Origin of the sequence: Maribacter aquimaris (assembly GCF_014596745.1) — a bacterium.
In the GTDB taxonomy this organism is placed as follows: Bacteria; Bacteroidota; Bacteroidia; order Flavobacteriales; family Flavobacteriaceae; genus Maribacter_A; species Maribacter_A aquimaris.
Map to the genome: position 1 here is coordinate 57,543 of NZ_JABTCF010000004.1, position 13,538 is coordinate 71,080.

At 38.1% G+C, this 13,538-nt stretch carries 11 protein-coding genes and 1 pseudogene; 1 reads left to right on the forward strand and 11 read right to left on the reverse strand.

The genetic code is table 11. The annotated features are described in order from the left end of the window. Positions 1–560 precede the first annotated feature (560 nt). Positions 561–749, reverse strand: a pseudogene (locus tag HPE56_RS20660) (integrase core domain-containing protein); the annotation flags it as partial. 220 nt (positions 750–969) lie between these two features. Here HPE56_RS20660 and HPE56_RS08205 point away from each other — a divergent pair. After that, positions 970–2,217 (forward strand): DUF6807 domain-containing protein, encoded by a 1,248-nt coding sequence (locus HPE56_RS08205; protein WP_188243290.1) that lies wholly within the window; start codon positions 970–972, stop codon positions 2,215–2,217. A 16-nt stretch (positions 2,218–2,233) separates the two neighbouring features. Here HPE56_RS08205 and HPE56_RS08210 read toward each other — a convergent pair whose 3' ends face one another. The 10 genes from HPE56_RS08210 to HPE56_RS08255 all read right to left on the reverse strand — a co-directional run bounded on the left by HPE56_RS08210 (position 2,234) and on the right by HPE56_RS08255 (position 13,534). Next, positions 2,234–3,103 (reverse strand): DUF4861 family protein, encoded by an 870-nt coding sequence (locus HPE56_RS08210; RefSeq protein WP_188243291.1) that lies wholly within the window; start codon positions 3,101–3,103, stop codon positions 2,234–2,236. A gap of 75 nt (positions 3,104–3,178) precedes the next feature. Next, positions 3,179–4,672 carry a glycoside hydrolase family 88 protein gene (locus HPE56_RS08215; protein WP_188243292.1) on the reverse strand — a complete coding sequence of 498 codons (1,494 nt, stop codon included), beginning with the start codon at positions 4,670–4,672 and terminating at the stop codon, positions 3,179–3,181. Between the two features lie 75 nt (positions 4,673–4,747). Then, a complete protein-coding gene (locus HPE56_RS08220) occupies positions 4,748–5,548 on the reverse strand; it encodes a DUF4886 domain-containing protein (RefSeq protein WP_188243293.1) in 801 nt (266 codons plus the stop codon). Positions 5,549–5,651: 103 nt separating this feature from the next. Continuing rightward, positions 5,652–5,969, reverse strand: a complete 318-nt coding sequence (locus HPE56_RS08225) for a family 78 glycoside hydrolase catalytic domain (RefSeq protein ID WP_188243294.1) — start codon at positions 5,967–5,969, stop codon at positions 5,652–5,654. Between the two features lie 4 nt (positions 5,970–5,973). Further along, complete coding sequence (locus HPE56_RS08230) at positions 5,974–7,167, reverse strand: Gfo/Idh/MocA family protein (RefSeq protein ID WP_188243295.1); 1,194 nt, start codon at positions 7,165–7,167, stop codon at positions 5,974–5,976. A gap of 52 nt (positions 7,168–7,219) precedes the next feature. After that, positions 7,220–8,569, reverse strand: a complete 1,350-nt coding sequence (locus HPE56_RS08235; RefSeq protein WP_188243296.1) for a Gfo/Idh/MocA family protein — start codon at positions 8,567–8,569, stop codon at positions 7,220–7,222. Positions 8,570–8,587: 18 nt separating this feature from the next. Beyond that, positions 8,588–9,964 carry a 3-keto-disaccharide hydrolase gene (locus HPE56_RS08240; RefSeq protein ID WP_188243297.1) on the reverse strand — a complete coding sequence of 459 codons (1,377 nt, stop codon included), beginning with the start codon at positions 9,962–9,964 and terminating at the stop codon, positions 8,588–8,590. A gap of 93 nt (positions 9,965–10,057) precedes the next feature. Then, positions 10,058–11,455: an MGH1-like glycoside hydrolase domain-containing protein gene (locus HPE56_RS08245; RefSeq protein ID WP_188243298.1), complete on the reverse strand. Its 1,398-nt coding sequence runs from the start codon at positions 11,453–11,455 to the stop codon at positions 10,058–10,060. Between the two features lie 89 nt (positions 11,456–11,544). Then, positions 11,545–12,375: an alpha/beta hydrolase gene (locus HPE56_RS08250; RefSeq protein WP_188243299.1), complete on the reverse strand. Its 831-nt coding sequence runs from the start codon at positions 12,373–12,375 to the stop codon at positions 11,545–11,547. Positions 12,376–12,406: 31 nt separating this feature from the next. Then, positions 12,407–13,534 (reverse strand): glycoside hydrolase family 88/105 protein, encoded by a 1,128-nt coding sequence (locus HPE56_RS08255; protein ID WP_188243300.1) that lies wholly within the window; start codon positions 13,532–13,534, stop codon positions 12,407–12,409. Positions 13,535–13,538 lie beyond the last annotated feature (4 nt).

Consider the following 13,538-nt stretch of genomic DNA (forward strand, 5'->3'; position numbering starts at 1 on the left):
CCTTTCAATATTCAACCTGGGTAAAGCGTATAAAAAGCACAGCGGCTTTATGCCGCTGTCCAAGATTGAATGTTGTTATTTTGCCGTCAAAAAAAGGTGATGGTGGAGGTTCGGGAGTCAGTCTAAACCCTTTGGGAAATATGCAATCATAGGAAGTGGGACAAAATGGAATACAATTTTTTCTTTGAAGCGGACTTGATTCACACTTTTTACTTTGGAATGAAGTGATTCTTCCCAGAGTATCGGGAAGGGCTAACGGAATGAAAAGTCAAAAGTGGGGGATTGTGTCCAAGACCTTTGAAGTGAAGCTCTTTACCCGGAATGGAGCTTTTTACGAAATGAAGGGCAATGTGCTGAGTGGATTACTAATGCTATTCCTATTTGAATTGAAAATTAACTTTAAAGGACTATTATTCCCCAGTATTTATGCTCCTCCCATAATTAAGTAACGGTCATAACTAGAGAATTCGGTCCAATTTCATTCTTTTTGGTGTATTGAAAAATGTCCCCAACGAGGTGTGCTTCCTTAAGCATTATAATCCACTATCCAAAAATCAAACTTCCCATGCATCCACTAGAGAAAAGAACCAGATGACACTGAGACATTCACTCCTGAACGAACCGTTGAAGCTTTCGACAAAAGGATCATCGGCAGGTTTTCAAGGTCTTGATAAATTCATTTCGACATTGTTCTCATAGGTTCATTTGTTCGATGTTTTGCTAATAAACTCGCTCCCATTATCCACCTTTGTACATTAAGACAACATTAGACTTTCAACAAAAAAGTGGACCATAAGATCAGCCAACATGTTCTTTTCTAAATATCAAATTAAATGTAGTAAGTCCATATCATTACATAAATAATGTACTTAAAATTAAACATTTATTCACCCTGAATTCTCTATCTTTAATCTGTCCATAATAACCAGAAGACGTCAATAATTCTATACTCAACAAATTAGACTTTTAATGAAATTTTTTTATGTAACATTATTGATACTGTCAAACTTTTTTTTATCCGCTCAAGAGCTTATCAAATTTCAAGTTGAAACGGGCAAATATGACCGTATGGATTGCCCTATAACAGTACGTATTTCACAAGAGTCAATTCTTAAAGGCAACTACAATCTACAGGTAATTGAACATGGAAGTGATGATAAAACCCCCTTGGCTGCTCAACTTGATAAAAAAGAAGGTAAGTTATATTTTGTTTTAAAGGGTTTTACTCCGAAAAATACCACTAGAAAATTTTCATTAGTCCATAGCAAAATAGAATTTAATTTTCCTAAAGTTGATATGTTAAGTAGTGAAGGATCATTACAATTATCCTATAAAAACCATCCCATTTTGAACTATCAATATGATCTTGTTTATCCTCCAAAGGGCATAGATTCAGTATATAAAAAATCAGGATATATACACCCATTATGGACACCAGGTGGAGAAGTTTTGACTAGAATACAACCATCCGATCACTTACACCACTACGGAGTATGGGGGCCATGGACAAAAACGAAAATCGATAATCGTAATGTAGATTTTTGGAATTTAGGAAAGGGAGAAGGGACCGTGTTATTTAAAAAATTCATCTCTAAAAAAGTAGGTAGTGTTTTTTCCGAATTCACCACCCTACAAGAACATATAGATTTTGGTGCCAAAAAAGAAAACAGAGTAGCGATTAACGAACACCTTGAAATAAGAGCTTGGAATTTAGGTGACAACAAACCTTGGTTAATTGATTATTCCTCCGAAATCAATAGCCCCCTTAAAGAGGGTATTCTTTTTGATACATATCATTATGGTGGAGGAATAGCGTTTAGAGCAACAGAATTATGGCAAAAAAACAATATTTCAATACTAACTTCAGAAAATAAAAACCGAGCCAATGCAGATGGAAGCTCTGCAAAATGGGTCATTATTGAGGGAACAACCCATACAAAATCTGGTAAAGGCGGTATATTGTTTATGAGTCATAAAGAAAATAAACATTTTCCGGAACCCATGCGTCTTTGGCCTTCTGATGTTAATGGAGGTAAAGGTGATTTACTTTTCGAATTTTGTCCCATCCGTAATCAATCATGGAAACTTGATAGCCATAAAAACTACGAATTAAAGTACAGAATGCTTGTTTATGAAGGCATTATAAATGCAGAGCAAGCAGAAATAGCATGGCAAGGTTTTGCCAATCCTCCAACAGTTTTTATAGAAACCAAGTGATATACTCAAGCTTGATTCAATTGAATTTTGATTCTTTCTCAACATACTTTACAAACCTTTCAAAATTATTGACATCGCCTTCTTTTCCATTGGCTGAAGTTATCCAGCTTTCAATTCGTTTAGTAGGTTTGGAAATAAGTAAGTATTCATCTTCTTTCTCGATTTTTTTAATGAAATTATTAGGATTGAACATTATTGCCGCTCCTATCTCTATTTTTTCCAAGGCCACATCCTCGGGATGTAAACCCCACGTAATGAAATAATTAAATTCTTTTTTTACTTTTTGATTTGGATGATGATTAATTCCGGTTACGAATTGCACCGGTTCCGATGTAAGGGCAAAAGCCTCTACCTTGGCTTTTCTAACCCCCGAAAAAACGGTAACCCTGACCAACACATCTACCTTGGTGTTTTTATAGGGCACCCCTTCCGAAAACATTTCCATATAAGAGGTAGTTCCTTCCTTTACCACTCGTGCAGACCTTTTACTTACGGGGTTTAATGGTACTACTTTTTCTCCATCCCATAAACGTACACCCCCAAGTCCAACCGTATTTCCTGCTTTATAATAATCCGCTCCCCATCCATTTTTTTGTTGTTCCGCGTTTGGGTACCATTTCGCTTTACCCAACTCTAATCCCTTATTCGTTTTAGAGTAAATATCAATAGCGGCCAACTTATTGAAATAAATTCTAAAACCCAACCACTCATTTTCAATGGCAGGTCCATGATGCCCTAACTCATTAAATAAATCACCTTCATTGGAGTTTACTTCATTAAGAAGTTTGGTACTATCCTTTTTAAAAAACAGACTTACATCGGTATTGTTTTGTGCACAAATATTGAAATTGATACATATGGCGATTATTACTATTATTAGACGCATATTTATTGAATTGTTTTTATATTCTTTTTATTATACAAGGAACTATCTGAATACATAGGCCCCTCTAATTCACCGTTATTGTCTAAAGGCGTATAATTGAGCCATCATGCCCATTCCCATTTGGGCAATTACCCGATAGTCACTTTGCTGTAATCCGATTCCGCCCCTGTTATCCTGGGCCGCTCCCTTGAGGAAGCCATCTGGCGTAATGTAGTTCTGCAAGCCTTTCCAGCATTTTTCGACAGCTTTATTATATGATGGGTTCAAAATACCGTTTTCCACTCCTGTAGCGATTGCTGCCGAAATGCCCGCAGAACCTGAGGTATCGGGAGCCACATCTTGATCCATGAAGCAATTCCATAGACCATCCTTTTGTTGCATCGATATTGTTATATCAACCCCTTCCCTAAATTTCCCTATAATTTCTTCATCCATGAACTCTTCCTTCAATTCAGAAATCGTCCTAACAAAGCCCAGTAAGAACCAAGCAGCACCTCGTGCCCAATTCCGAAACGTTTTTTCCCGCTCATTATAGCGCAAATAAAAATTACCGCCGTCAATCAAAACCAACCTATGACGGAGTTGGTCCATTGCTTTGTGCATTAAATCTTTTCGTTTCCATAACCTCCCAACAACTGCCATCGGGTAGGCCACTGTATAACAACCCTCTGCAGTCCGAGTCATACCATCGGTAACCATCCCGTTTTCCTTGGTATATGTGTCCCAAGCCTTGACTACCGTCTTTAAAATCGGATGGTTCGAATCTATCCGCGCTAACGTTGCAAAAGGAATAGTTGATTCAATTCCGTCCATCTGATTCAATTTGGGAATACTCCGCGCATTTTCATAAATCAGGTTTTTATTTTCATCGAAAAACAATTTCAAATGCTTTTTGATGACTTCCAATGCATTTTTCTCCCCCTTTTGCGAATATAGCTGCCACAGACCATCAAGGACGGTTCCTTCACGCCAGCCAAACGCCTGAATGGAGTTGACCGACATGAAACGGTCCAAGAAATCCTGAACGGAACCATGCGCCTCTGTAGTAGCAAGAAGGTGTGGACAAAAAGAGCCATTATCCATATCCCTTGATTGCTGATTAAAAATCCAGAATGGTTCGGAGGCCTCCAATAAAAGCTCCAGACCATGTTCATTGATGGATCTTACATGTTTTTTATCAATTTCCAGTTCGTAGGGAACCAGTACGGAAGAACCCCTTATATCAATTATTCCCAAGGCAGTATTCTTACCAACTATTTTAACATGTACCAATTTTTTATCCCAAGTTTCTTGTGCTGTTGAAATTCGTAAAAAGAGGTTTGCTTCGGGAAGATCTTTTTCTGGCTTTAAAACGATTGAATCATTAGGCCTTATGCCAGTTGCCGACCATCCAAAGGCTACTCTTTTTCCTTGAGGAATATTGATAGGATTTGAAGAAATAATTCTTAAGTTAATATGTTGGGTTCCTTTATAGTTGCCATTCGAAAACAAATTGCATGCAGTTGAGGTCCAAAGGCCAAGCCCAACACCTACTGTAGGTAGTGTTTCTAAAAATGTTCTTCGCTTCATATTTGAATAGTTTTGTTTAATCGGTTTTCTTTAAAAAACAATGTGATGGTTTTAATAAATATCACAGTGGAGGACCTAACTTTTTTTTGCTATTCTTCTTAAAAAGCGAGCAGTTTTTTTGGACATTTCATCTGGTTTATATCTTATTTTCTTTGGTGATTTTCCAAACAACTCTTTAAACCAAACACTTCCAGCAAGGTAGCAGCCGTTTATATTGGCATGATACCGATCATTCAAACTCCAAAGATCAAGACCTTTCCTTTTCTTGAAAGAACGATTAAAGGCATCACCTGAATGCAAAATGACTGAATTATATCTTAGGGAAAGGGTTATATAATTCTTTTTCAACCTTTCGTACATTTGATTCGATGTAATCCCAAACCCATCCAAACGGGGACAATCCGGTGCGTATGCCCAGGTTTCATGAATATAAATTTTGGCCTGCGGTGCATATTTACTTACATAATCCCTGATTTTATCAGCATAAGGCTGAAATGATTCGGTTTTAAAGCTAAGAGTACTTACCTGTTGAATGGTAACTATATCCCAATCATCAGTTAACAGCCATTCTTTTAATGACTTACCACTGTACGGTTTAATTGTGGAATCCAGTTCACTTTGCTCTATAAGTTCTGCATGTTTTTCCAAATTGCATCCTCCAATATTGGCTTTGCCAATAATAATTTCGCACCCCTTCACCGATTCGGAAATTTGTTTCAAATATTTGCTGGCATTATCCGCAAAGCTATTACCTATGGTTAAAATGCGAATTGTATCCGATGCCTTATTATGTATACTGTTGGTAAACGCTTTCGCCGGAAGCGTAAAAAGTAGAATTAATAGTAAACCATAAAAATTGATTGTTAGTTTTTTCATAAAATAGTTCATTTAAATTTTTATTCAATTAATATTACAACTCCGATACTATCAGGTAACAAGATGGATGCCCCCGTGGTGTTCCTTTTATATAGGTCGAAGACTACATTAACAGGGGGGGGGTGGCATCTAAGTTTTTAAGTTTCGGTTTTCGGTAACGTATCGTAGCCCCTGGATTCCGGCCTATCTTATTGGGGGAGGCTAATTCCTCCCAAAAATGGATTATGAGGGAATCTCTTTGGCTTTGTTTGGCCCTAATTTGTACGGTACCAAAAAAAGCATTTCCAAAATCAATAAAGTAATTACCTTCATTTATTTCAACAATGTTTTTAGGCTGAAAAAAAGAGTTTTTTAAATCTGGCTTTTCTGCCTTGTCCTGCCCTTTACTATTTGCAACATTAAATAGAAGGGTGTTTTTCATTATATTAGGAATACTTGAAAAAAGAAGGGGCTTTGATGATTTCATTATTATACATAGCATCCAGTCCCATTTGAATACATTTAGCAGTGTTGGCACCAGTGGCGATTCCTGAAATGGGTGTTTTGTTTGCAATTACGTTGTCCCTAAAATCAACTAGAGCCTGTAGGCTTGGCTCTTTGTGTTCAATTTCTATTGGGAACCCCAAATTTTTGTTCCACTTAGTGGTTGCTCCGGAAACACCATCAACAACACCTAATTCTTTTTTCCCTCCTTCTGGATAAAACCAAACTTTTGCGTAATTTAAAACGATTGTGCCTTTGTCTCCCATAACTTTTATTTGATAGCCATCTTTTGCGTTGGAAGTTAGACACGTGAATTTAGCTTTCACTCCACTGGCATAATTATATATTAAGTGGATATTGTCGTAAGTTTCACGTCCGTCTTTCCAATAGTCTACTCCTCCTGTTCCCATAACCTGTGTTGGGGTTTCACCGAGCACCCAATTGACAAAATCAATTTGGTGCGAGCAAAGTTCGGCAGCAAGACCTCCCGAAAATTCACGATACATGCGCCAATTAATCAATTTTTCGAATTCCGGACTTTGCACAGATCTTCTCCAATTACCATGACGGTTCCATTGGCATTCAAAAGCTGCAATTTTTCCTATTTTACCTTCTTTGATGAGATTTACTACATGGGTATACAATCTAGAACTATGGTATTGATGTCCGGTTTGAAAGGTGAGACTACTGTATTGTTTCGCCATTTCCACTAAATTATCTATGGCGGCGTAACCTTTTGCCATGGTTTTCTCGCAATAGACATGTTTCCCAGCATCAAGGGCATCCATGGCCACTTTAGAGTGCATATTAAAAGGAGTTGTGACCAGTATAGCATCAATGTCTTTATTGTCCAATAGACTTCTATAGTCTTTATATCCTTTTGCTTTACCTTCCACGGTTTTCAAACCATTTTCCAATCGAAATGGCAAAACATCACAGCATGCGATAACATTAAAATCATCAATTGTATTTATATTATGGGTAAGACCGGTACCTCTATCTCCAGTACCGATAACACCGATGTTCAAAGTTTCATTTGCATTTTTAAAATCAAAAGCCTTGCCCATGGCAAATGCCGATGTTGAAATTGCAGCAGTCGTCATAGAGCCTTTGATTATAAACTCTCTTCGTTTCATGTTTTATTCTTTGGGTTTCAGGCAAAAAATTACGGTTCATTTAAAAAAAAGACTAAACAGGTTTTATCTCCCAGCCAGGTTCATAGGTTCTTGACCATAATTTCATGGCTTCCCTATTAAAAATACGGCCTGTATTCTCATCAACTTCAAATGACTGATCTATTCTGGAAGCAATATTTGCATAATGTGTCAGCATTTGGCTTATCGCACCTTGTTCAATTGGGGAGGTTAGTTCGGCCCTTCCTCTTATATTGTCAAAAAAGTTGAGGGTGTGTGCTACCGTAAGACCACCACCACCGCCTAAGGTATTTCCATTTTCAAGTCCGGAAATTACATTTTCTTTTATCAATTCCCCCTTTAGGTTATATAATTTATAACCATCCCTATCTATGAAAACCGAACCTTCTGAACCAAAAATTAACGTACCTCTACCGAAGCCATATTTATCGTAACCGTTCCTACTTCGGCCGTCCCATTGAATGGTCCTATTGTTGGCAAAACGAAAGGTAGCCTCCATAGTGTCATACATTTCCCAACCATCATCTTTATAATGGAATTTTCCGGATTTCACTTCAACGTGTTCAGGGTATTTTACATCTAAGGCCCAACGGGCAATATCCAATTCATGAGTAGCGTTGTTCCCCATTTCTGCAGTACCATAATCCCATCCGTACCAGTGCCAGTTATAGTCCCAAGTGTTGTCCGTATATGGTCTTCTGGGGGCGGGACCTTGAAACAAATCCCAATCCAGACCCTCAGGTGGGTTTGTTTGTACTTGATTTGGTACACGGCCCCTTTTATTAGTGTAGAAAGCTATCGCGTTGTAAACGTCCCCAATAATACCGTTGTGGATTTCCTTGATGATTTCTTGGGACTGTAATGAAGAACGCTGTTGGTTCCCCATTTGTACTACTTTATCATATTTCTTTTGATAAGCGACCAACAGTTCACCTTCTTTAAGATTGTGACTACAAGGTTTTTCCAGATACACATGTTTTCCAGCTTGCATTGCCATACATGCACCTGGTGCATGCCAATGGTCCGGTGTGGCCATGAAAATGGCATCAACTTTTTTGTCATCAAGGATTTTTCTAATATCGTTTTCCAATTTTGGCTTATGATGGCTGTTTTGTGAAACGTATGTAGCAGCCTTATCGCGTTGGCTTTTCATGACATCACATAAATAGCTTAATTCTATATTGTTTTTTTTATCTATTATGGGATTCATGTAGGAGCCATAACGTCTTCCCAAGCCCTGTATGGCAACATTTATCTTATCATTGGCCCCTATTATTCTATTGTAACTTTTAGCGGACATGGCATTAGCGCTATTAGATACAAATGTGACTCCAACTACACCCATTGCGGTTTTTTTTATAAAATCTCTTCTGTTTGAACTCATTGCGTATGGTTTTTGTGATTATTTAAGGGGTCGGACTTTTATGTTCTTAAAAGAAACCAGATTTCCGTGGTCTTGTAATAATATTTGTCCTTTTTCCAATTCACCGAAATTTGGCCATTTTACATATTTACTTTCGGAAACCAGTTTTTTGTAAGCATCACTTTTCCGTTCATATTCCAAAACCTTCATACCGTTCAACCAGTGTTCCACATGGTTGTCTTTTGAAATAATATGTGCCGTGTTCCATTCACCGATAGGGTTAACGGGTTTGTTTGTATCGGCTTTTATCAAATCATACAGGGAACTAACTGTTCGGCTCCCTTCATGATTTCCTAATTTTGCATCCGGATGCAGATCATCATCCAATATTTGATATTCCAAACCAATGGAAGACCCGGCTCCTTTGTTCAACTCTGTATCCACATAGTACTTAATACCGCTATTTGCACCGGGAGTTAATTTAAAATCGACCATGAATTCGAAATCACTGAACAATTCATTGGTTACAATATCGCCACCCGCTCTGGATTCTCCACCTCCGGATGCTAACACACTAAGCACACCATCTTCGATAACCCATCCTTTTTCAGGGAAACCTTCCAATTTGGCACCACGCCAACCGTTCGTTGTCTTGCCATCCCATAGTAATTTCCAGCCATTTTTCTTTTCATCAATGGTCAACTGGTTTTTCGTGATGATTGGTTTAATGGGGGTCTTTTTGGAATATTGTGATAGACTATCCGTTAGTATATTCACGTTTTTCCAGATAATTTTCGTTCCGGCCTCCTTATCATCATGGATGCTATGGACTTGTAAACAAATAAAACCGCTGTCGGTTTTATCGTCGATCAAATGGGCAGCTGGTACATCGTTCACCCATGTTTTAATGGTATCCCCAATGGCCTCAATTCGATAATGGTTCCATTCGTTCTGTTTAAATGCTTTTTGGGCTTCCGGATTACCATCCATGGTATTCAACCAGCCACGTCTGGCCTCATCATAAATACCGCCGCTCCAAGCTCTTTCGGAAGGGTCGATTTCAATTTGATAACCATGAACGCGTCCGTTCTTATAATAAGGAAAACTATTACTTCGAATCTGTATGCCCGAATTCATGCTCGAATCCACTTTAAAATCCACCTCAAGGATAAAGTCGGAATACATGTCATTTGTCGTTAAAAAAGAATTTGGAGTGTCGTGTACGGTACTGCCTATTATCATACCGTCTTTAACGGTATAATTGGCCTCACCACCTTTTTGGCTCCATCCGTTTAGATTTTCACCATTGAACAGGGGTTTCCATGGTGTGTTGTCTTTTTCTGCTTGGTTGCAACTGAGGAACAAGCCTACGATTGCCACTAGCAACATTTTACTGTAAAGTTCAGGTTTTTTCATGATTAGTTTGATTTTATATACTTTCCATTTTAAATAAACTTATGCTTCCGACCCCTTTCCAATTCATTCAGGTAAAAAAGTCGTGAATATTGACTACTCCAATTCAATGATTAATGTGTTTTCACCTTTAATATTTGAATCAATTTTATAATCATCAATCTGTCGACCATTCAACATAAATGATTTGATTTTATTTCCATTACCTAATAAAGTTATATTAAGCGTTGAATTACGATAAACAACATCATTCAACTGCAAATAATGAATATTCTCGGGTAAATAAGGAGCGAAAACAATCCCATTGTTTTCCAGCCTTATTCCGGCCAAACCAAAATATATCATATCAATATAGGCCGTAGCTGACCAACTTTGTATACTTACAGAGTCCCACTGATGGTCACATTGCCATCCGCCATCGGGTGCTCCTGTATAAGGATTAAATATTTCCCTGAAGTTATAATTGCCTTTATCTTCATCCAATACTAAATGTGTTAAGGCATTCAACTCAAAATCAAAATTTGTATTACTTCCGGCGATTATTGATGCTTTTGCAAAAAAACCATTTACCATCGGCCAAATAATATTATTATGCCTACCTGGTTTTTCTGCTGAATATCTTGGGAAATCAGGATAAATTGAAGTTATACCATATTTAGAAACGTGTGCATTTCGAATTACATCTGATGCTTGACTTTTATTTAGAATTCCAAATATTGTTGCAAATGATATTCCTAAACCCTCTTGGTATTTGTGAACCTTACCCAATTGATCAATTAAATAATACAACGCATGTTCTTTTTCAGAATAAAAATACTTTAGAATATTGGTTTTCAATTTTTTCGATTTCTCACTATAATCCTTAATCACTGAACTATTTACGTTCAAGATTTGGCCCATTTCAATTAAGGATTGGTATGAGCCATAATAAACACTATTCGTACTTAAACATTTTATTTTAGAAGAGTTTTTAAACTTCAGAATATTAGAAGCTTTGTTCGATGGTTCAAAAATAGGTTCGGGGTATCCGGCTATACCATCATTAAATACGGAGGGACCGGTAAATAACCCATAATCTGAATCAAAAGCTATATCTTCTAATTGGTTCATTGTATTAGCGGAATATTTATAGGCCTTCCTTAAAAATTCAAGATCACCGGTTACCTTATAATGGTTTAAAACTGCAATTGACCAAAGCATTTTGTCCCAATATTGGTGTCCAATCGTTTTATCCTTGAGGGTTACGCTCCACAATGATTTCTCCGCAACTTCTGGCCTTAAAAGGCTTACACCATTCCATGAATTTATCGCAATATCGCGTGTCCATTCACCTCCATAACCCCCGCCTGCCGCAAGAATTCCACTACGCGTGTTTATATCTACAGTAGATATGGCAAGCTTATATGCTTCAACAATCGACTGATTATCACAACTAATTTCTTGTGCTAATAAACCATTAGCTACTAATAAGAAATAAACAAATATTATTTTCATACACTTTATACTTTTTAACGATTGGGATAAAATTGAATGTCTCGCCCTTTGATTTTAAAGGACTATCTTGCTCTTTACCCTCTTCAGTCTTATTTCGATTTTAAAATTTTCAAGATATGTTTTTGTAAGATATGACTGGCCGGCCATGCCATCGTTCCGTGGTCGAAACCGGGCATCTCATAGAGGCTTGTCTCTTTATGTCCCATAACTTTCATCATCCTGTACATATAGGCATTTTCTTCATAGCGGCCCAACATCTCAATCTCTCGGCCGCCGGTTATTAGAACCAATGGCGGGGCATCGGCACGCACATGAAACAAAGGTGCATATTTATCGACCACGGGTTGCTTGTTGCCTACACCATTTTCCTTCCGTACGGTCATATGGGTAATGGTATGCCCACTAAAAGGAATCAGTCCTGCAATTGAATTCGCGTCGATACCGAACTTGGCCAAATAACTCTTGTCAAGGCCTACCATACTGGCCAAATAACCTCCAGCCGAATGCCCTGAAACAAAAATCTTATTGAGGTTGCCACCGTATTTTTCAATATTTTTAAAAACCCAGGCAACGGAAGCTGCAGCATCCTCTATATAGACTGGGCATTTCACTTTGGGGTGCAACCGATAATTAACAGCAACTACTGCATTGCCTTTATTTTTTAAATCATTGGGAATGGATTTCTCCCCTCCTGTCAAACCGCCACCATGGAACCAAACTACCGTTGCATAATCTTTTTGGTTTTCGGGATAATAGATATCCAGTTTGCAACGCTCTTTCATATAATCGTCCTTTTCTCCCTCGTAGACGTCGGCATAGGACAGATTTTCAATCAATTTATAGGTGATGGTCTTTTTCTGTGAGAAACCAGAAGAAACCATAACTAAATGCAAAACAACAAGAAGAATCTTTTTTTTCATACTATCCTTTTTAAATAATTTTCAATTAAACTCACCTTAATAGCGCTGTAGCACACCAGAGTAAAGGGGCTTGACCGTGCAGGTCACCCACAATACGCGGACGGTTCATATAATGGTCTCGGCTGTTCATAATGTTGGTCCCGGCACAGACCTCAGTCAATTCGTCATTAGTATTAATGTATTCTATTAAGGCCAACCAGCCCTTTCGTGCCGCGGAGCCGTAGGTTTTTTTGTTAAGCCAGCCTTCTTTTACACCGGTAATCATCGCATACGTAAACATGGCTGTTGCCGAAGTCTCTTTCCAAGCTTCTTCATCATCTATAATCTGCCGCCACATACCATCATTCTCCTGATATTTGAGTAAGGCCGACATCATTTTTTGGTAGCCCGCCATGATTCGTGTCCGATCGGAATTATCTTTTGGTAGTATTCGAAGAATTTCGGCCATACCTACTGCCATCCATCCATTTCCCCTGCCCCAACTGTAATGTGCATCGGGTGAATGATAAAAAAGTCCGTTACCCAACTGTATCTCATCGAGGTACAACACCATTTCCTTTGCCGCTCGGTCCACGTATTCACGATTCTTGGTGGCCCTATAGGCCTGTGCCTGTATAGCGGTAATCATGAACATATCATCAATCCAAATACGGGTTTGCCAAGAATATCCTTTATCTGCCCATTCTTTTTGTTCGTCCTTAGCATTCTCAGGTGAAACCCATTGGCTGTCAGCATATTTTAACCCCATATCCAGGTATTTTTTCTGCCCTGTTTTCAGATACAATTCCAGAGGTACTGCCCCGAAAACATTGTTGTCCACATGGTTAGGTTTTGGAAGAAGCTTCATGTCTTCATTAAGCAATGGATGAAAACGACTCTCAAAACGATTAAAAAGAATATCATTTTTTGTTGCTTCCGCAAACCACATCCCTCCTAGCCATGTACATACATCTGGATAGGTGATTTGTGTTGGTGGTTTAGGTGGATTCGTATTTCCATACTGGGAATGGGAAGTGTTCAAAAACTTTTCCGCAATACGAAAGCCAATTTCCTGTGGTGTTTTTCCTTCCGGAAATCGTTTTAAATTATAACTACGCTGACTCGATACTGAAAGTGTAATCAAAAGAGAAAAGAAAATGGTCAATGTTTTTTTATTCATATTG